An 18,056-nucleotide genomic window follows, 5' to 3' on the forward strand; every position below is an offset into this window, starting at 1 on the left:
AACCACCCGCCACACCCACCAGCGACCGCACCCTCGACCTCAGCACCAACGGCACCGCCTCCGGCTTGGGTGACGCCTCCGGCTTGGGTGACGTCGCCGGCCTGGGCGATGTCGCCGGCAGGAGGTGCGCGGTGATCAGCGACGCGCAGTGGACGGCGCTGCTGGACGCCAGGGCGACCGACCCGGCCGCCATCCGCCGCGCCTACCAGGCACGACGGCGGCGGACGCAGTGGTTGTCGGAGCGGGGGACGCTGTTCCTGGTGGCGGCCGACCACCCGGCGCGCGGGGCGCTCGGCGTCGGCGGCGACCCGTTGGCCATGGCCGACCGCCGCTCGCTGCTGGACCGGTTGCTCACCGCGCTGGCGAACCCGGCCGTGGACGGGGTGCTCGGCACCCCGGACGTGATCGAGGAACTGCTGCTGCTCGACGGCCTGCACGACAAGGTGGTCATCGGCTCGATGAACCGCGGCGGGCTGGCCGGGGCGGATTGGGAGATCGACGACCGGTTCACCGCGTACGACCCCACGGCGATCGCGGGCAACGGGTTGGACGGCGGGAAGATGTTGCTGCGCCTGGTGGACTCGGATCCGGGCACGGTGCCGACGTTGGAGAGCTGCGCGGCGGCGGTGTCGGCGTTGGCGGAGCGCGGGTTGATGGCGATGGTCGAGCCGTTGCCGTACGCGCGTGACGCCGGCGGCGAGTTGGTGTTGCAGAAGGACGCGGCGGCGTTGGCGCGGGCCGGGAGTGTGGCGGCCGGGTTGGGGGTGACGTCGGCGTTCACCTGGTTGAAGCTGCCGCCGTCACCCGATGAGGTGCTTGGTGCGACGACGTTGCCGGCGCTCGTGCTCGGCGGTGTGCCTTCCGCGCGGCTCAGTGATGACTTGGAGTCGTGGGGGCGGTCGTTGCGTCACCCGAACGTGCGCGGATTGGTCATCGGGCGGGCGCTGCTCTACCCGCCGGACGGTGACGTGGCGGCGGCGGTCGACGCGGCGGCGAGGGTGCTGAGGTCGGCGCGCGAATTCGCTCGATCAGGTGAGGGTGACCGAGCCGGAGCCGATGTCGGTGCCGGTGGGGCGTGGGACGAAGCCGGAGAGGGTGTGGCGGGATGAGTCTGCATCGGCCGCTCGGCACGTTGGCGGTGGGGGAGAACGCGGTCGAGCTCACGCCCCAGGCCGCCGGATGGGATCACGCAGGGTTGCGGGTGCTGCTGTTGCACCCCGGTGGTGTGGTCACGATCGAGACCGGTGACTGCGAAGCGTTCGTGCTCCCGCTGTCCGGCGGCTGCGTGGTCGAGGTCGACGATCAGCGGTTCGAGATCACCGGCCGGGACTCCGTCTTCACCCGGGTCTCGGACTTCGCCTACGTCCCACGCGACGCCGAAGTGAGACTGTCCACAAAGGACGGCGTAGAGGTCGCCCTCCCCATGGCGCGCTGCCACCGCAGGCTGGAACCGAAGTACGGCCCGGCCGAGGACGTCCCGGTCGAGGTCAGGGGCGCGGGCAACGCCACCCGCCAGGTCACCAACTTCGGCGTCCCCGGCGCCTGGGACCACGCCGACAAGCTGATCGCCTGCGAGCTGATCACCCCGGACGGCAACTGGTCGTCCTACCCGCCGCACAAGCACGACCACACCTGCGACGTCGTCAACGAGGAGATCTACTACTTCCGCATCGCCGGCCGCGACAAGATCACCCCATCGCGTGAGGGCTTCGGCTTCCACCGCACCTACACCGACGACGGCGACCTGGACGAGAACGTGGTCGTCCGCGACGGCGACGTCTTCCTCATCCCCCGCGGCTACCACGGCCCCTGCGTCGCCGCCCCCGGCTACCCGATGTACTACCTGAACGTCCTGGCGGGCCCGAACCCGCAGCGCTCCCTGGAGTTCTGCGACGACCCCGCCCACACCTGGGTCCGCGACACCTGGGCGAGCCAGACCCCCGACCCCCGCTGCCCCGTCACGACCGCCGAAGGACGGGTGGAATGAGGCTCACGACCGCGCAAGCCCTCGTCCGCTGGCTCACCGCGCAACGCACCGAGCTCCCCGACGGCCGACGGGCCCCGCTCTTCCCGGGCGTCTTCGCGATCTTCGGCCACGGCAACGTCCTGGCCCTCGGCAACGCCCTGGAGGAGGCCAAGTCGGAACTGCCCGTCTGGCGCGGCCACAACGAGCAGGGCATGGCCCTGGCCGCGGTCGGCATCGCCAAGGCCACCCACCGCCGGCAGGTCGGCGTCGCCACGTCCTCGATCGGGCCGGGCGCGCTGAACATGGTCACCGCCGCCGGCGTCGCCCACGCCAACCGCCTGCCGTTGCTGCTGCTCCCCGGCGACACGTTCACCAGCCGCGCCCCCGACCCGGTGCTCCAGCAGGTCGAGCACTTCGGCGACCCGACGACCACCGCCAACGACGCGTTCCGCCCGGTCAGCCGCTACTTCGACCGCGTCACGCGCCCCGAGCAGCTGCTCAACACCCTCCCGCAGGTGGGCCGCGTGCTGACCGACCCGGCCGACTGCGGCCCGGTCGTGCTCGCCCTGCCGCAGGACGTGCAGGCCGAGTCGTTCGACTTCCCGGACGCGCTGTTCACCCCGGTCGTCCACCGCCCGCAACGCCCCCGCCCGGACACCCGGGCCCTCGCCGACGCCGTCACGGCGCTGCGGGCCGCACGCCGACCGCTGCTCGTCCTGGGCGGCGGCGTCCGCTACTCCCGCGCCGCCGGCCGCGCGGTCCGCTTCGCCGAGCAGCACGCCGTCCCGATCACCGAGACGACCGCCGGCCGCACCGAGGTCCCGCACGAGCACCCCCTGCACGCCGGGCCGCTCGGCATCACCGGTTCGACCTCGGCCAACGCCCTGGCCGCGCGGGCGGACGTGGTCCTGGCCGTCGGCACGCGCCTGCAGGACTTCACCACCGCCTCGTGGACGGTGTTCGCGCCGGACGTCCGGGTCGTCGCCCTCAACACCGCCCGGTTCGACGCGGTGAAGCACGGCGCGCTCGCCCTGGTCGCCGACGCCGACGAGGGCCTGCGCGAGCTGACCGACGCGCTGGGCGACTGGCGGGCCGACCCGGCCTGGGCCGCGCGGGCGGCCGAGGAGCGCGGCAAGTGGGACGCGCACGTCGACGGCCTGCGCGCGCCCGGCGGCACGCCGACGTACGCGCAGGTGGTGGGCGTGGTGAACGAGGAGTCCACGCCGGAGGACTACGTGCTGACCGCGTCCGGCGGCCTGCCCGGCGAGCTGATCGGCGGCTGGCGCGCGGTCGGCGAGGCGACGATGGACGTCGAGTACGGCTTCTCGTGCATGGGCTACGAGCTGGCCGGTGCGTGGGGCGCGGCGATCGCCCGACCGGACGGCGTGGTGACCACGCTGCTGGGTGACGGCTCGTACCTGATGCTGAACTCGGAGCTGTTCTCGGCGGCGTTCGCCGGGCACGGTTTCGTGGCGGTCGTGTGCGACAACGACGGGTACGCGGTGATCCACCGGCTGCAAACCGGGCAGGGCGGCGCGGCGTTCAACAACCTCTACGACGACGTCCGCTCGGCGCACGCCCGGCCGCCGCGCACCGACTTCGCCGCGCACGCCGCCGCGATGGGCTGCGCCGCGTTCCCGGTGGACGACCTGGACGGCCTGCGTGCCGCCTACCGCCGGGCCCGGGAAGTCGTGAAGGCCGAACACCGCCCGGCCGTGGTGGTGATTCGCACTCACCCGTCGGCGTGGACCGATGCGGGCGCGTGGTGGGAGGTCGGCGTGCCGGAAGTGGCGCACCGACCGGAAATCACCGCCGCCCACGACGAAGCCGCCGCCGGTAAAGCGAAACAAATTCGCTACCTGTGACCGCCGAGTTCCGCGAGCCACCGCTCGACGTGGCTCGCGGACTGGCGAATCACCGAACGCCCGGAACACGTCCCGCGCCTCGGTCCGGTGTTCGCGCGCCTTTTCCACCATGCCCACGACGCGCCTCGGCGAGCTGCTCGGAGATCCGCAACGCCTCCAGGTAGCGCCGCCCGGCGACGGTGAAGTCAGGGCGAGGTCGGCCAGGTGTTCAGGGCGACCGCCTCACCGTGCCGGTCCTCGGTCGAGCGGTGCGCGCCCAGCGCGCGGTCGCACAGGCCGCGCGTCTCCTCGAACCGGCGCTGCTCCAGCACGAGCATCGCCGGCCCGTCGAGCAGCCGGCCCTCGCGCACCCGTCACGCCTTCTCGTCGTCGTCCCGGCGGTAGACCGGGCCGAAGTGCGAGCCCCGCTGGTCGTTGCGGTCGAAGTTCTGGATCACGTCGGCCGTCTGGGTGGGCACCCGCGCGTCACGGCCGGCCTGGACCACCGTCGACCCGCCCGTGGCGACCGCGTTCTGGTGCACCGAGGTCGGCGCGACCACGGGCGAGACCGGCTCCGCGACGACCGGTGCGCCGGCCTCGGCGGGGCCGGCGCCGTCGAGCACGAGCGAGTGCACGTCACCGCTGGGCAGCCACATCCACCCGTGGCCGCGGAAGTCCTTCACGTGCACGTCCACGCGCCGGAACTCCTCCGGCCGCAGGGTGGTGTACCGGGCCGCGACCAGCGACGTGAACAGCGTGTCCGACAGCACCACGACGAGGTCCGAGGTGGGTGACTGCTCCAGCGCCGCGTGCGGCGGCTCGCTGTTGAGCAGCCTGCTGACCAGCACGGCGTCCTGCCCGGGGTAGCCGTTCGCGCCCTCGACCGTGGTGCCGAAGTGGATCGCCATGCGCATCCGCAGCTTGGCCTCCGGCACCCGGTAGCGGTTGGTCTTGGCCAGCTCGGCGTCCAGCGCGCGCACGTACCGGTCCACGACGTCGCCCTCCGGCGTCGAGGCGGGCAGCACGGCCCACTCCTCGTCGCCCTTGGCCTGCCGCCGCCACGACGCCCGGTCCAGGCCCGCGGCCTCGCCCGCCCGGTCCAGGCTGCGCACCAGCAGCTCCTGGAGCTCGTGCTGGAGCAGGTCGTCCGCCGACCCGTAGCTCTTCAGGTCACAACACACCAGCAGGCTGCGCTGGAAGCTCATCGGCCAAGCCTTTCGACGGGGTTGCTGACGCACTGCGGACCACACGACTCCGCAGAGTCACTGTGGACTACTGCATCGGCGGGAATACCGCAGAAATGCGGTCTCGCGTCAGAAGCCCGCGAATTTGCGCAGCCCGGCCAGGTCCGGCACCAGCACGTCGCGCCTCAGGTGACTCACCACCACCCCCGCTTTTCGCAGATCGGAGAACGCCTTCTCGGCCGTTCGGGGCTTCATCCCGGCGATGGAGGCGAGTTCCACCTTCGTCAGCGGAATTCCCAACGTCCAGCCGTGGGCCTCTTCGCGCCCGTAGGTCTGCACCAATTCGGCCAGCACCCGGGCCACGCGTTCGGCGGCCGGGTGGGACAGGAAATCCCGCCGGCGCTGGTTCGCCCAGCGCAGCCGGTCGTTGATCATCCCGATCAATTCGACGAACACGTCGTTGCGCCGGTGCAGGAAGCTCATCAGCTCGCCGCTGGTGATGAGCTTGGCGACCACGTCGCCGCACGTGACGACCGTGGCCGAGCGCGGCTTCTGGTCCAGCGCCGCCATCTCGCCCACCAGGTCGCCCGCGACCCTGATCGCGAGCAGTGCCGTGTCACCCGTCTCGTCCGTGGTCTGCACCTTGACCACGCCGTCGAGCAGCAGAAGGACGTGAGTGTCCTTCGCGTCTTGCTCGATGACCTCGCGGTCGGCCGTGTACCGCACGACCGTGCCGATGTTCAACAGCTCTTGTCGGGTGTTGTCTCGGAGGCGACCCAGGAGGCTGTTGCTGGGCCACCCTGGATCCGGTGTCATCGTGGTCGGCATGGGCAGCATGTGGATCCTGTTACTGTCGTGACCGGCGGGAACTTCCAATGGGCCGACCTGCGTCGGACGGCAAGTGATGGTCTCCCCGAACGTGCTGCGGACAGTACACCCGAATGGGGGTAACTGGCGGCCTCTTGTTCGGCGTTTTGCCGCCGACCTCCCATTGAAGATCACGTGCGAATGCACGCGCAATACCGAATCGAATGGAATTGCGCAGCTCGCGGAGGTGGGACGGGCGCCACACCGGGGAACAAGGGCCCGCGCGGCGACCTTGGACGAGGTGACGCGCCCAGAGGCCGTTGCCATACCGGAACGTTCCAGGAGCCACTCGTGAGCCAGCTGTTCAGCCCCTTGACACTCCGCGCCGTCACGCTGCCCAACCGCATCGCCGTCAGCCCGATGTGCCAGTACTCCGCCCAGGACGGCCACCCGAACGAGTGGCACCTCGTGCACCTCGGCTCGCGCGCGGTCGGTGGCGCGGGACTGGTGTTCACCGAGGCGACCGCGGTGCAGGCGGTCGGTCGCATCTCGCCCGAGGACACCGGGCTGTGGGACGACGCGCACGTCGAGTCGTGGCGGCGCGTCGTGGACTTCATCCACGCGCACGGCGCGGTCGCCGGCGTGCAGCTCGCCCACGCGGGGCGCAAGGCCTCGACCTACGCGCCGTTCGCGTCGCGTCGCGGCGGGGTCGCCGACGCCGACGGCGGGTGGACGCCCGTCGCGCCCAGCGCCGTGCCGTTCCACGAGACCTACCGCACGCCGGCCGAACTGGACGCCGACGGCATCGCGCGGGTGGTCGCCGACTTCGCCGCGGCGGCGAAGCGCGCGCTGGCGGCCGGCTTCCGGGTCGTCGAGGTGCACGCCGCCCACGGCTACCTCCTGCACGAGTTCCTGTCGCCGCTGAGCAACCACCGCACCGACGCCTACGGCGGCTCCCTGGAGAACCGCACCCGGCTCACGCGCGAGGTCACCGCCGCCGTCCGGGAAGCCGTGGGCGAGGACGTGCCGGTGTTCGTGCGCATCTCCGCCACCGACTGGGTCGAGGGCGGCTGGACCGCGGAGGACAGCGTCGAGCTGGCACGCGACCTCGCGGCCCTGGGCGCCGACCTGGTCGACGTGTCCACCGGTGGCAACACGCCCACGGCGGACATCCCGACCGGCCCCGGCTACCAGGTGCCGTTCGCCGAGGCCGTCCGGCGCAAGGCCGACGTGCCCACCGCGGCCGTCGGCTTGATCACCGACGCCCGGCAGGCCGAGCAGGTCCTCGCCGATGGCTCGGCCGACCTGGTGCTGCTCGGCCGGGAGCTCCTGCGCGACCCGTACTGGCCGTTGCACGCGGCACAGCAACTGGGGGTGCAGGTCAACCCGCCGAGGCAGTACGCCAGGGCGTTGTAGGGGCCCGCTGCAAAGGTTGGGCTGCCGGTCTGGACAACCGGCAGCCCAACCTCAGCAGCGGGTGTGGTGTGTCAGCGACGGTAGTCGTCGTATTCGTCGTCCGACGGGTCGTCGAAGCGTTCTTCGCTCCGGCGACCAGCAGCGGACTCGCCGCCGGACAGCTCGCGTTGCAAGGCGTCGACGTCGATGTTGTGAGAGCTGTATTTGAGCTCCCGCGCCACCTTGGTCTGCTTGGCCTTCGCTCGGCCGCGCCCCATGGCTCGACCCCCTCGCACAGGGACGGGGGCGGCCGGGGGAACGGCGGCCCCACTCGTCTCGACAACTAGTTCCTGGTAACTACCGTACCGTGTCGAAGGGGTTCCCCGCGACGCGGTAGGCGTGACACGTACCGCCAAATCTCACCGTGGGAGGATGCGCGGGTGCCTCGACCGTTCGTCGCCTACCTCAGGGTGTACGAACCGCTGTCGGCTCTTGACGCACCGTTGGCCGATCAGGTGCGAAAAGCCCTGGAAAACGGGGCGTTGAGCCGTGCGGACGTCGGCGCGCGCGAACGGGAGCTGTGGTTGCGATCACAGCTGGCCCGGCCGCGTCGCCTCCTGCCCGGTGAGCGGTCGGACGGCAGCGTCGCGCCCGACGCGCCGTTCGACGTGATGACCATCAGCCCCGCCGAGGTGCCGGGGGAGGTCGGCCCCGGTCCCCTGGTCTGCCCGCTCGACCTGCGCGCCCGGTCGGCCGCCGCCCTGGTCGGCTTCCTGGCCACGGCCACCGGCCCGTTGCGCGAGGAGGCCGTGCCGGTCGAGCCGGAGACGATCCGGTCGCGGGCGTCGGCGGTGATGGCCGAGCTGACCGCCGGCGCGGTGCACGTCATCTCGACCACCTGGACCGTGCCGCTGCCCTGGTTCGCGCTGGTCGAGCCGGAGGCGCGGCGGGTCGTCCTGGCGCCGCGGGACGACCCGGAGCGCCAGGTGTCGTGGCGGGTGTCCATGGCGGACGCACGGGCGCGGGTGGCCAGGGCCCACCGGGTGGTGTCGGGCTCGCTGGGCGAGGCGGGCCCGGCCAAGGTGCTGGCCGACACCGGCCGCTGGCTCGACCACTTCGCGCCGGACTCGGCCGTCGAGCTCGACTACGGCGGCCTGGTGCAGCTCATCGACGACCAGGACCTGCTGGAGGACAGCTCGGCGGCGGACGTGAACGCGATCGTCGACGCCCTGGAGACCGGTGACGCCGAGGAGGTCGCCCTCCGGTACGAGCGGCTACGGGAGTTCTGGGGCGAGCTGGCGCGCCGCGAACGGCACGGCTAGCAGCACGCGGGCGCCCACGGCCGCCGCCGCGGCCAGCAGCAGGGCGGCGGGCCACCCGACGCCCACCGCGACCAGGCCGGCCAACGGCGGCGTGATGGTGGCGCTGAGGTAGTTGGCGCTGTTCTGCATGCCCAGCGCGATCCCGACCCGCCCGGGCGGCGCCAGCTCGCCCGCGGCCGTGATCGCCACCCCGTTCCAGCACAGCGCCAGGGCCGCCGTGGGCACGAGCACCACGCACAACACCCACACAGGGGCCTGGTCGAAGACCGCGCACAGCACGAACCCGACCGCGATCAGCACGCTGAGCACCTTCAACGGCCCGACCCGGGTGGCCGACCGGTCCGACCAGATGCCCACCACCAGCCGGCCAACACCGCCGCTGACCTGGGCGACGGCGAACAACCCGGCGGCCAGCCCCGCGGCCACGCCGCGGTGGTCGTGCAGCAGCTCGACCATGAGCGCGGCGGCGGTGAACTGCGGCACGACCAGCAGCCCGCTGGCCGTGCTGAGCCGGATCAGGTCCGGGTCCTTGAGCACCACGCCGTGCCGGCCCTGGCCGGACCGCACCGCCCACGGCGGCTCCCGCACCCACAGCGCCACGGCCACCGCCACGACCGCCGTGCCACCCGCGAGCACCAGGAACGACACCGGCACGCCGGCGTGCAGGGCGATCACCGGCAGCACCGCGGCGGCCAGTGCCGCGCCGAGCGGGGTGGCGGTCTGCCGGATGCCCATGGCCAGGCCGCGCCGCTGCGCGGGGAACCAGGTCAGCACCGCCCGGCCGCTGGCCGCGTTCACGCTCGCGCCGAACAGCCCCACGCCGACCAGCGCCAACCCGGCCACCACGGGCCCGTCGAACGCCGCCAGCGCCAGGCACCCGGCCGCGCCGAAGCCGCCGATGGCCATGACCAGCCGCTCGCCGTGCCGGTCGGCCGCCGCGCCCCACAGCACCAGGGTCAGCATGGTGCCCAGGTTGACCGCGCCGAGCAGCATCCCGACCTGCGGCAACGACAGCCCGAAGTGCTCGCGCAACTGGGGCGTGATCGCGGGCAGCCCGAGGAACACCGCGGCGTTCGTGCCCTGCGCGACCGCGCCGACCGCGAGCACCACCCAGCGGTAGCGGGGCGAAGTCGAACGTTGCTGTGCCATCAACCGGCCACGTTAGGCGGCAGGTCCAGATGGCGGGAGTGTGATCCTATTCCTTGGAACGCCCGGGGTTCGCGGGCCAGCCCCGCTCGGCGGCCAGCAGCTCGTCCACCGAGGCGCTGCCGCTCTGGTACCGCCCGGCGATCTCGGCGTTGAGCAGGTCGACCACGGCCTGCACCTCCCGCCGCCGGGACGAGACCGAGGCCTCCTCGCCGACGAACACCCGCAGCGCCAGGTCCAGCTTGTCGTCCGAGAGCGCGCTGACGTCCGACAGGTCCACGTCGGAGACCAGCGCCTCGACGTGCCGCCGGTGCGCTTCCGCCCGGGACGGCTCCTGCGTCTGGTAGCGCCCGAGGCCCGTCGCGGGTCCGACGGCGTTCGACGCGAGGATGGTCGCCAACTGGTCGACCACCGCCGAACCGCCCGAGGTCCGCCGCTCCTGCTCGGCCCGCACGATGTCGATCCGCGCGTGCAGCAGCCGCCGCAGGTACGACAGGTCGGTCTCCTCCTGCGCCGCCTCGTCGCGCAGCGCGCGCACCTCGGCGAGCGGGAGCCGCTCGACCCCCTCGGTGTAGTCGGGGGCGAGCACCCGGTCGATACGGCGGCGTCCGCCAGGACGCACCTCGATCACGTACTCATCCTGAGGTAGTTCGCGTCCACCCGCCAACACAAACCTGCTTCCAAAGTTGTCTCAAACCTGTACCGGACTGCGCACGCCCAGCAGGGCACGCGCGTCCGCGGGCGACAGCGGCGGGCGCTGGGCGATCTTCGCCAGCCCCGCCGCGCGAGCGACCAGTTGCGCGTTGTCCCGGACCGGTTGGCCCTTGGCGTACGAGATGGTGTCTTCCATGCCGACCCGCAGGTGACCGCCGGCGGCCAGCGCCGTCAGCATCACCGGCAGCGTGGTCCGCCCGATGCCCGTCGCCGAGAACGACGCGCCCTCCGGCAGCAGCCGCAACGCCGCCACCAGCGTCTCCGGGTCACCCGGCATGCCGCCCGGCACGCCCATCACCAGGTCGACGTGCACCTTGCCGCCCGCGGGCAGCCCGTGCTGGTCCAGCAGCCGCCGCAGCGACGCCAACTGGCCGAGGTCGAAGATCTCGTACTCCGGGACGATGCCCCGCTCCTGCATCCCCTTGTGCAACGCCACGACGAACTCCCAGCGGTTCAGGAACACGTCGTCGCCGAAGTTCACCGTGCCCATGGTGCAGGACGCCGAGTCGGGCAGGGCGTCGAGCACCCGCAGCCGGTCGGCCTCCGGGTCGGTCACCGCGCCGCCCGTGGACAGCTGCACGATCAGGTTCGTGCGCTCGCGCAGGGCGGCGACCGTCTCCTTCAGCCGCCCGAGGTCCAGCGTCGGCCTGGTGTCCTCGCCGCGGATGTGCACGTGCACCATCGCGGCGCCGACCTGCTCGCACGCCTGCGCCGCGCTGACCAGCTCCTCCAAGGTGACCGGCAGGTGGGGTACGTCGGCCTTCGCGTGCTCGGCCCCGGTGGGGGCGACGGTGAGCAGCGTGCCGTGGGATCCGGGTCGGGACATGCCGTGATCCTGGCACAGAACCCGGTCGGACCAGCGACTCAGCGGGGTGGGCGAACGGAGGAACCGCAGGCAGGCGCGGTGCCCGGTTTTCCGGTCCGGACGCTCAGCGGCCGAGGTTGCGCGCCGCCTCACGGCCCAGCCCGGGGGTGTCCGGCGGCACCGAGTCGGGGTCGACGCTCGCCTGCACCCGGCGGTCCTCCGCGCCGACCAGCAGCTCGGTCTCCGGCGACACCGACCGCTTGACCAGCGCCAGCACGATCGTGCCCAGCTCGTGGTGCAGCGCCACGCTGCCGACCCGGCCGACCACGCGGTCGTCCACCAGCACCGGGTCGCCGGTCTCCGGCTGCACCTCCCGTGACCCGTCCAGGTGCAGCAGCAGCATCCGGCGCGGCGGGCGGCCCACGTTGTGCACCTTCGAGACCGTCTCCTGGCCCCGGTAGCAGCCCTTGTCCAGGTGCACGGCCGAGCCGATCCAGTTCACCTCGTGCGGGATGGTCTTCTCGTCGGTGTCCACGCCCAGCCTGGGCCGCAGCGCCTCCACCCGCAGGGCCTCGAACGCCCAGCTGCCCGCCGGCCGCGCGCCCGCGCCGGTGAGCCGTGCCCACCAGTCGGCCAGCTCGCCGCGCGGGACCACCAGGTCGACCGCGTCCGGGCCGGGCCACGTCCTGCGGCGGGCGAAGCCGCCACCCACCGCGACCACGCCGTGCGGGGCGTCGGGCAGCGGCAGGTCCAGCTCGGCGAACACCCGCGCGACCTCCGGGCCGACGACGGTCAGCACCGCCAGCTCGGCCGTGGCGTCACGCGGCTCGACCTTCGACCAGAACACCATCTTGGTCAGGTACGCCAGCAGCTCGCCCGCCCGCGACGCCTCGGTGTCGAGGTAGACGACACCGCCGACGTTCGCCACCGCGGCGTGGTGCTCGACCCGGCCCTGCACGTCGAGGATCAACGCCTCGGTGCCCTCGCCCTCGCCGAGCGCGGTGAAGTGCTGGCTGGTCAGCGAGTGCAACCAGGTCAGCCGGTCGTCGCCGGGCACCGCGATGACGGCCCGGTGCGACCGGTCGAACACCGCCGCCGACCTGGCCGCCGAGCGTTGCTCGGCGAACGGGTCGCCGAAGTGCCACGGCACGCCCTGGTCGGGCGTCCCCTCGAACGGCGCGACGGCGCCGGGGGCGGTCAACAGCGGTGAGTTCACTCGGACTCCTTCGGTGCGCTCAGGCACTCGCGGCACGTGCCGGACAGCGCGAGGTGGCTCGCATCCAGTTCGAACCCGTACTCGTCCCGCAGTGTTCCCCCCAGCGGGGACAGCAGCTCGCACGGCACCTCGTCGACCCGCCCGCACCGGTGGCACACCAGGTGCACGTGCTCGTGGGCGTCGACCGAGTAGTTCGGCGCGCCGTGCCCCAGGTGGGTGTGCCGGACCAGGCCGAGCCGGTCGAGCAGGTCGAGCGTGCGGTAGACCGTGGTGATGTTGACCGTGGGCGCGGTGACCTGGACGCGCTGGCAGATCTGCTCCGGCGTGGCGTGGCCCAGCTCGCGCACGGCGTCCAGCACGAGCTGGCGCTGGGGCGTCATCCGCATGCCGCGTTCGTGCAGCGTCTTGCGCAGGGCTTTCGGAGCGCTGGCGGTGTCCACGAAACCGATGGTAGGCCGTGAGTAGTCTCACGGTATGCGCGTGCTCGCACTGCTGGACGGAACGCTGGCCGACCCCGACGCCCCGCTGATCCGGGTCGACGACCTCGGCCTGATGCGCGGCGACGGTGTCTTCGAGACCATCCTCGTCGTCGACGGCAAGCCCCGGGAGCTCGGTCCGCACCTGGACCGGCTGGCCCGCTCGGCGGCCATGCTCGACCTGCCCGAACCGGACCGCGCGGCGTTCGAGCGCGCCGTCGATCTCGTGCTGGACAACTGGACGGGCGGCGCGGAGGTCGCGCTCAAGCTCGTCTACACGCGCGGCGTCGAGGGCGGTGACGGCACGCCGACCGGCTTCGCGCTGGGCATGGACATCTCGCCGAAGGTGATGGCGCAGCGCGCCGAGGGCATCGCCGCCGTCACCCTGGACCGCGGTGTCGAGCCGGGCCTGATGGAGCGCGCGCCCTGGCTGCTGCTCGGGGCCAAGTCGCTGTCGTACGCGGTGAACATGGCCGCGCTCCGCGAGGCGGAACGGCGCGGCGCGGCGGAGGTCGTGTTCACCACGTCGTCCGGCTCGGTGCTGGAAGGCCCCACCTCCACGCTGATCATGGCGCGCGACCGGACCCTGACCACGCCGCCCGCCGAGCTGGGCATCCTGCCCGGCACCACGCAGGCCGCGCTGTTCCGCGCCGCCGAACGCGAGGGCTGGGCGGTCGAGGTGCGGCCGGTGGCGGTGGAGGAGCTGTACTCGGCGGACGGCGTGTTCCTGGTGTCGAGCGTCCGCAAGATCACCCGCGTGCACACGTTGGACGGCAAGGCGCTGCCCGACGCCGCCGAGCTGCACGCGCGGCTGGCCGAGCTGTACGAGTCGGAGTATTAGGGGTGTGGCCCCGGGCTCGTCGTGCCTGGGGCCACGACACTCACCTCAGGCCGGCGTCCACGGCGTTGATCAGGGTGCCGCCGGCGGTGTCGCCGGACATCTCCCAGATCATCGCGCCGAGCAGGCCGCGCTGCTTGAGCCACGCGGTCTTCTTCTGGATCGCCCACACGTCGTCGAACGTCCACCACTGCCCGCCGTTGCCGGTGAAGCAGGACGTGGCCACGGCGACCTCGTCGTGGTGGACCGCGCAGCCGGGCACGCTCGCCAGCAGGTTCGAGTACCCGCGCGTGCCCGCCTCCTCGGCGAACTGGCCCGGTGCCGCGCCGGTCGCCGACTGCCACTCGCCGTTGCGGCCGCCGTCCTGGACGCCCTGCCAGCCGCGGCCGTAGAACGCCAACCCGATGGTGATCTTGCGCGGGTTCACGCCCACCGACGTGTACGCGTTCACCGCGTCCTCCACGCTGAAGTGGAACGAGTACGGGTCGTCGGCGTCGGCGTACAGGTTGCCCTGGTGGCCGGTGCGGTTGGGCTCCCACGAGTTGTCGCTGCCCGCGCCGTGGAAGTCGTAGCCCTGCACGTTGAAGACGTCCAGGGACTTCGCCACCCGCGGCAGGTCCCAGCCCGCCTCGATCTTCGCCGGGTCGGCCGGGGTGAACGCGGTCAGGTCGTAGCGCTTGCCCGTCTCCCGGGTCAGCTCGTCGAGCTGCCGGCGGAACTCCTCGATCAGCAGCGTGTTGTTCTGCTTGTCGTTCGGTCCGATGTGGTTGCCCGCGTGGCCCTCCGCGCCCGGCCACTCCCAGTCCAGGTCGATGCCGTCGAAGATGCCCGCCGCCGTGCCCGGCCCGCCCGCCGCGTTGTACACGGGCAGGTTGCCCCTGATGTAGACGTCCAGGCAGGACTTGACGAACTTCTTGCGCGCCGCGTCCGTGGCCGCCACGTCGGAGAAGTACTTCGAGTACGTCCACCCGCCCAGCGAGATCAGCACCTTCAGGTGCGGGTGCTTGGCCTTGAGCTTGCGCAGCTGGTTGTAGTTGCCGCGCAACGGCTCCCAGCCGGTGTCGCCCACGCCGTCCACGGACTGCGCCGCGCTGAACGGCCTGCTGTAGTCGGCTTCCGCGTCACCCGCGCCGTCGCCCTGGTTGGGGTCCTGCGGGTTGGGCGAGGTGCCCTTCGTGACGCCGTGCAGGCAGGTCAGGTTGACCGGGTCGATGTTGCCGAACGCGTAGTTCAGGTGCGTCAGCTTGGCCGCCGTGCCGCTGGTGTCCAGGTTCTTCACGAAGTACTGGCGGCCGTAGATGCCCCACTGCACGAAGTACCCGACCCGCGCGTACCCGTCCACGATGTCCGAGGTGGACACCGTGACCGCGTTGCTCGGGCCCGACACGTTGTCGTAGAGGTCCCGCGCCCGGACCGTGAAGGTGTACGGGGTGGACGGTGAGAGGCCGTCGACGCGGGCCGTCGTGCCGGTGACGGTCGCCTTCACCGTCGTGCCCAGGTAGACGTCGTAGTTCGCCACACCCCGGTTGTCGGTGGCGGCGTCCCAGCTCAGCGTGACGCTGCCGGCGTCCTTCGCGGTGCCGCGGAGGTTGGTCGGCGCGGTCGGCGGCTGGGTGTCGTCGGCGGGGTTGTTGGTGGTGACGCTGAGCGCGTTGGACGCCGTGGACAACGTGCCCTTGGTGTCGCGCGCCTTCACCGTGAAGCTGTACGCGGTGTTCGGGGTCAGGCCCGTGACGGTGGCGCTGGTCGACGTGACCGTGGTGGCGAGGGCCGTGCCGTTGTAGACCTCGTACCCGGCGATCGGCAGGGAGCCCGGCGTCGAGGCGGTCCACGCCAGCGAGACGGTCTTGGTGGTCCGCACCGGCGAGTTCAGGTTGGCCGGCGGGGTGGGCGGCGTGTCGGGCGTGCCGTCGCAGTTGGCGTTGTCGACCCGGCAGGTGACCGGTTCGGCGGCCCGGCTGAGCGTGAACGTCGGGCTGTACGGCTCGGTGGAGCGCCGTGCGCCCACGCTGCGGTTGTAGTGCACCGGGTTCAGCGTGACGGCGTTGCCGGTCTGGCTGATCGTGGCGTGCTGCGCGCCGCCCGCCGTGACGCCGGCGGGCAGGGTGAAGGTGATCGACCAGTCGGCCAGCACCGCGTCGGTGTTGTTGTTGACCACGAACTTGCCGGTGGAGCCGGTGAGGCTGAAGTCGGCCGTGGTCGGCGCGGGCGGTGGTGGCGGTGGGCCGCTGCCGTCGCAGTTGGCGCCGTTGACCGTGCACGTGGTGGGGTCGACGGCCTGGCTCAACGTGAAGGTCGGGCTGTACGGGTCGGTGGTGCGGCCCGCCTGGATGGTGCCGATGTAGAACGCGGGCGTCAGGGTCACCCGGGTGCCGGTCTGCGTGGTGGTGGCGTGCTGCGCGACGCTGACGGTGACGCCCGCGGGCAGGTCGAACTTGATCGTCCAACCGGAGATGGCGGCGGTCGTCGGGTTGGTGACCACGAACTTGCCCGTGGTGCCGGTTCTGCTGAACGTGGCGGTCAGGCCGGTCGCCGCGGCGGCCGGTGCGGACAGCGCTGCGGTGGCCAGCAGGAAGGCCAGGAGCGCGATGGTTGGTCGGCGCATCAGGGTGTGCCTCTCGAGACGGGGACGGTCGAGAACCACGGCGGCCTGGTCGTGCCGGTCTTTCCCGGAACTTCTGTCGAACGTAGGTCGTGCGGGGGCCGTTGACAATGGGTCTAGACCAATTGCGTCCGTTCAGACCCGCGGGTCGAACCCCAGCCGGGTGCCGGGTGGGGCCTGGCCCAGCAGCGGCAGCGCGTGCGCGCCGACCACGCCGATCACCGGGTAACCGCCGGTCGTCGGGTGGTCGGCGAGGAAGACGACCGGCCGCCCGTCGGCCGGGACCTGCACCGCGCCGGTGACCAGCCCTTCGCTGGGCAGCTCCTGCCCGACCCGGTCCGGCGCCCGGTCCAACGCGGTGCCGGTGAGGCGCAGGCCGACGCGGTTGCTGCGGTCGGAGACGGTCCAGCGGCCTTCGCGCAGCTGCCGTGCCGCGTCGTCGAACCAGTCGTCGCGGGGTCCGAGGAGGACGGGGACGCGCAGTTCGCCCGGCACCCGCGTCGGCACCAGCACGTCCACGCCCACCGGCACGCCGGTCGGGTCGCCGAGGGGCAGCACGTCGTCCGGGCGCAGCGGGGCCGGGCCCAGGCCGGAGAGCAGGTCGGTGGAACGGCTGCCCAGCTCGGCCGGCACCGTGACGCCGCCGGAGACCGCCACGTAGGACCTCAGGCCGCCGCTGGGCGTGCCCAGGGTGAGGGTGTCGCCGGGGGCCAGGTGCAGCGGCGAGTCGCGCAGGACGCCGTTGACCAGCACCGGCGTCGAGGGGCCCGTGACGGCGACCGTGCAGGACGCGTCGGCGCGCAGCGACAGGCCGCCGAGGAGGACTTCGAGGCAGGCGGCGTCCTCGGGGTTGCCGACCAGGCGGTTGGCGAGGGTGAGCGAGCGGGGGTCCAGCGCGCCGGACGGGGGGACGCCCAGGTGCGCGTTGCCCGGCCGGCCCAGGTCCTGGACGAGGGTCTGCGGGCCGGTGCGCAGCACGGTGAGGGTGCGCGAACGTTCAACTCGGGTGTTCTGAACGTAGGACACACGCGTTCCGGACGTAGGACTCGCGGGGGTGGTCATCGGACGGCCTCGAAGCGGACGCGGTCGCCCGGCGTGAGCAGGGCCGGGGTCGGGCGGCGCGGGTCGAACAGCGGCGCGTCGGTCCGGCCGATCAGCCGCCAGCCGCCGGGGGTGGCGCGGGGGTAGGCGGCGGTGAACTCGCCCGCCACGCCCACCGAGCCCGCCGGGACCTTCGTGCGCGGCGAGTCCAGCCGCGGCTGGCGCAGCGGCTCGGGCAGGCCGGTCAGGTAGGCGAAACCGGGCGCGAACCCGCAAAACGCCACCCGGTAGTCCGCGCCGGTGTGCAGCTCGACCACCTCGGTCGTGGTCAGGCCCGCGGTCTCGGCGACCAGGTCCAGGTCCGGGCCGTCGTAGCGGACCTCGATGACCACCACCTCGTCGCCGACGACCCCGGGGCGGTGGGCCAGGTCGGCGCCGGCCAGCAGCTCGCGCACGGCCGCCGCGCCGCCCGGCCTGGTGACGACCAGCACCGTCCGGGCGGCCGGCACGAGCTCGACCACGTCCGGCAGGTCCGCCGCCGCGACGGCGGCGCGCACGGCCTCCACCTCGCCCAGCGAGCCCACCTCGACGAGCACGCCGTCCGTGCCGCACCGCCGCAGCTGCATGGGTCAAGGGTAAGCGAGGATTGTTGAACAATCCACCTGTGCGTGTCCCGCGCGGCGCGCCTTACCGGCGACCC

The 18,056-nt window shown here is 72.6% G+C and carries 18 protein-coding genes; 6 read left to right on the plus strand and 12 right to left on the minus strand.

Going from position 1 to position 18,056, the window contains the following annotated elements:
• The first annotated feature begins 131 nt into the window (after positions 1 to 131).
• From LZG04_RS13200 to iolD, 3 genes are read left to right on the plus strand one after another with little or no spacing between them, the layout of a single operon-like run.
• Positions 132 to 1,109: an aldolase gene (locus LZG04_RS13200; protein WP_374202821.1), complete on the plus strand. Its 978-nt coding sequence runs from the start codon at positions 132 to 134 to the stop codon at positions 1,107 to 1,109.
• Entirely contained in the window at positions 1,106 to 1,987 is an 882-nt protein-coding gene (gene iolB, locus LZG04_RS13205; protein ID WP_233816582.1) for a 5-deoxy-glucuronate isomerase, read from the plus strand. The genes LZG04_RS13200 and iolB overlap by 4 nt, the downstream gene beginning before the upstream one ends.
• The gene (gene iolD, locus LZG04_RS13210) at positions 1,984 to 3,831 is read left to right on the plus strand and encodes a 3D-(3,5/4)-trihydroxycyclohexane-1,2-dione acylhydrolase (decyclizing) (RefSeq protein ID WP_233816584.1); all 1,848 of its coding nucleotides are present in this window, start codon (positions 1,984 to 1,986) and stop codon (positions 3,829 to 3,831) included. The genes iolB and iolD overlap by 4 nt, the downstream gene beginning before the upstream one ends.
• A gap of 185 nt (positions 3,832 to 4,016) precedes the next feature.
• On the opposite strand, the gene LZG04_RS13215 is transcribed toward iolD, so the two are convergent.
• The 3 genes from LZG04_RS13215 to LZG04_RS13225 all read right to left on the minus strand — a co-directional run bounded on the left by LZG04_RS13215 (position 4,017) and on the right by LZG04_RS13225 (position 6,008).
• Positions 4,017 to 4,181 carry a hypothetical protein gene (locus LZG04_RS13215; protein WP_233816586.1) on the minus strand — a complete coding sequence of 55 codons (165 nt, stop codon included), beginning with the start codon at positions 4,179 to 4,181 and terminating at the stop codon, positions 4,017 to 4,019.
• 3 nt (positions 4,182 to 4,184) lie between these two features.
• A complete protein-coding gene (locus LZG04_RS13220) occupies positions 4,185 to 5,015 on the minus strand; it encodes a hypothetical protein (RefSeq protein WP_233816588.1) in 831 nt (276 codons plus the stop codon).
• Positions 5,016 to 5,123: 108 nt separating this feature from the next.
• On the minus strand, positions 5,124 to 6,008 hold the full coding sequence (locus tag LZG04_RS13225) for a Crp/Fnr family transcriptional regulator (RefSeq protein ID WP_233816590.1): 885 nt from the start codon (positions 6,006 to 6,008) through the stop codon (positions 5,124 to 5,126).
• 144 nt (positions 6,009 to 6,152) lie between these two features.
• Here LZG04_RS13225 and LZG04_RS13230 point away from each other — a divergent pair, with 144 nt between their 5' ends.
• On the plus strand, positions 6,153 to 7,217 hold the full coding sequence (locus LZG04_RS13230) for an NADH:flavin oxidoreductase/NADH oxidase (protein ID WP_233816592.1): 1,065 nt from the start codon (positions 6,153 to 6,155) through the stop codon (positions 7,215 to 7,217).
• A 71-nt stretch (positions 7,218 to 7,288) separates the two neighbouring features.
• Here LZG04_RS13230 and LZG04_RS13235 read toward each other — a convergent pair whose 3' ends face one another.
• The gene (locus LZG04_RS13235; RefSeq protein WP_233816594.1) at positions 7,289 to 7,474 is read right to left on the minus strand and encodes a DUF3073 domain-containing protein; all 186 of its coding nucleotides are present in this window, start codon (positions 7,472 to 7,474) and stop codon (positions 7,289 to 7,291) included.
• A gap of 162 nt (positions 7,475 to 7,636) precedes the next feature.
• Here LZG04_RS13235 and LZG04_RS13240 point away from each other — a divergent pair, with 162 nt between their 5' ends.
• The gene (locus LZG04_RS13240; protein ID WP_233816596.1) at positions 7,637 to 8,518 is read left to right on the plus strand and encodes a hypothetical protein; all 882 of its coding nucleotides are present in this window, start codon (positions 7,637 to 7,639) and stop codon (positions 8,516 to 8,518) included.
• Here LZG04_RS13240 and LZG04_RS13245 read toward each other — a convergent pair.
• From LZG04_RS13245 to LZG04_RS13265, 5 genes are all read right to left on the minus strand, one after another.
• Positions 8,471 to 9,667 carry an MFS transporter gene (locus LZG04_RS13245; RefSeq protein ID WP_233816598.1) on the minus strand — a complete coding sequence of 399 codons (1,197 nt, stop codon included), beginning with the start codon at positions 9,665 to 9,667 and terminating at the stop codon, positions 8,471 to 8,473. The two genes, LZG04_RS13240 and LZG04_RS13245, sit on opposite strands and share 48 nt — an antisense overlap.
• 46 nt (positions 9,668 to 9,713) lie before the next feature.
• Positions 9,714 to 10,295, minus strand: a complete 582-nt coding sequence (locus LZG04_RS13250) for an aerial mycelium formation protein (protein ID WP_233816600.1) — start codon at positions 10,293 to 10,295, stop codon at positions 9,714 to 9,716.
• A 60-nt stretch (positions 10,296 to 10,355) separates the two neighbouring features.
• Positions 10,356 to 11,204 carry a 3-keto-5-aminohexanoate cleavage protein gene (locus tag LZG04_RS13255; RefSeq protein ID WP_233816602.1) on the minus strand — a complete coding sequence of 283 codons (849 nt, stop codon included), beginning with the start codon at positions 11,202 to 11,204 and terminating at the stop codon, positions 10,356 to 10,358.
• A 103-nt stretch (positions 11,205 to 11,307) separates the two neighbouring features.
• Positions 11,308 to 12,399: a folate-binding protein YgfZ gene (locus LZG04_RS13260; RefSeq protein WP_233816604.1), complete on the minus strand. Its 1,092-nt coding sequence runs from the start codon at positions 12,397 to 12,399 to the stop codon at positions 11,308 to 11,310.
• A complete protein-coding gene (locus LZG04_RS13265) occupies positions 12,396 to 12,785 on the minus strand; it encodes a transcriptional repressor (protein ID WP_233816941.1) in 390 nt (129 codons plus the stop codon). Before LZG04_RS13265 ends, LZG04_RS13260 begins: the two co-directional genes overlap by 4 nt.
• Positions 12,786 to 12,873: 88 nt before the next feature.
• Between LZG04_RS13265 and LZG04_RS13270 the strand changes: the two genes are divergently transcribed.
• A complete protein-coding gene (locus LZG04_RS13270; RefSeq protein ID WP_233816606.1) occupies positions 12,874 to 13,716 on the plus strand; it encodes an aminodeoxychorismate lyase in 843 nt (280 codons plus the stop codon).
• Positions 13,717 to 13,756: 40 nt separating this feature from the next.
• On the opposite strand, the gene LZG04_RS13275 is transcribed toward LZG04_RS13270, so the two are convergent.
• The 3 genes from LZG04_RS13275 to LZG04_RS13285 all read right to left on the minus strand — a co-directional run bounded on the left by LZG04_RS13275 (position 13,757) and on the right by LZG04_RS13285 (position 17,982).
• Positions 13,757 to 16,318, minus strand: a complete 2,562-nt coding sequence (locus LZG04_RS13275; RefSeq protein ID WP_233816608.1) for a glycosyl hydrolase family 18 protein — start codon at positions 16,316 to 16,318, stop codon at positions 13,757 to 13,759.
• A gap of 132 nt (positions 16,319 to 16,450) precedes the next feature.
• Complete coding sequence (locus LZG04_RS13280) at positions 16,451 to 17,293, minus strand: biotin-dependent carboxyltransferase family protein (RefSeq protein WP_233816610.1); 843 nt, start codon at positions 17,291 to 17,293, stop codon at positions 16,451 to 16,453.
• 80 nt (positions 17,294 to 17,373) lie between these two features.
• A complete protein-coding gene (locus LZG04_RS13285; protein WP_233816612.1) occupies positions 17,374 to 17,982 on the minus strand; it encodes an allophanate hydrolase subunit 1 in 609 nt (202 codons plus the stop codon).
• Between the last annotated feature and the right edge of the window lie 74 nt (positions 17,983 to 18,056).

Origin of the sequence: Saccharothrix sp. S26 (genome assembly GCF_021390395.1) — a bacterium.
GTDB lineage: Bacteria > Actinomycetota > Actinomycetes > Mycobacteriales > Pseudonocardiaceae > Actinosynnema.

Excerpts from the sequence above, each read along its gene's own strand:
- LZG04_RS13245 (WP_233816598.1), bottom strand. The coding sequence starts at position 9,667 with ATGGCACAGCAACGTTCGACTTCGCCCCGCTACCGCTGGGTGGTGCTC.
- LZG04_RS13265 (WP_233816941.1), bottom strand. The coding sequence starts at position 12,785 with ATGCGGATGACGCCCCAGCGCCAGCTCGTGCTGGACGCCGTGCGCGAG.
- LZG04_RS13220 (WP_233816588.1), bottom strand. The coding sequence starts at position 5,015 with ATGAGCTTCCAGCGCAGCCTGCTGGTGTGTTGTGACCTGAAGAGCTAC.
- LZG04_RS13235 (WP_233816594.1), bottom strand. The coding sequence starts at position 7,474 with ATGGGGCGCGGCCGAGCGAAGGCCAAGCAGACCAAGGTGGCGCGGGAG.
- LZG04_RS13270 (WP_233816606.1), top strand. The coding sequence starts at position 12,874 with ATGCGCGTGCTCGCACTGCTGGACGGAACGCTGGCCGACCCCGACGCC.
- LZG04_RS13285 (WP_233816612.1), bottom strand. The coding sequence starts at position 17,982 with ATGCAGCTGCGGCGGTGCGGCACGGACGGCGTGCTCGTCGAGGTGGGC.
- LZG04_RS13255 (WP_233816602.1), bottom strand. The coding sequence starts at position 11,204 with ATGTCCCGACCCGGATCCCACGGCACGCTGCTCACCGTCGCCCCCACC.
- LZG04_RS13275 (WP_233816608.1), bottom strand. The coding sequence starts at position 16,318 with ATGCGCCGACCAACCATCGCGCTCCTGGCCTTCCTGCTGGCCACCGCA.
- iolB (WP_233816582.1), top strand. The coding sequence starts at position 1,106 with ATGAGTCTGCATCGGCCGCTCGGCACGTTGGCGGTGGGGGAGAACGCG.
- iolD (WP_233816584.1), top strand. The coding sequence starts at position 1,984 with ATGAGGCTCACGACCGCGCAAGCCCTCGTCCGCTGGCTCACCGCGCAA.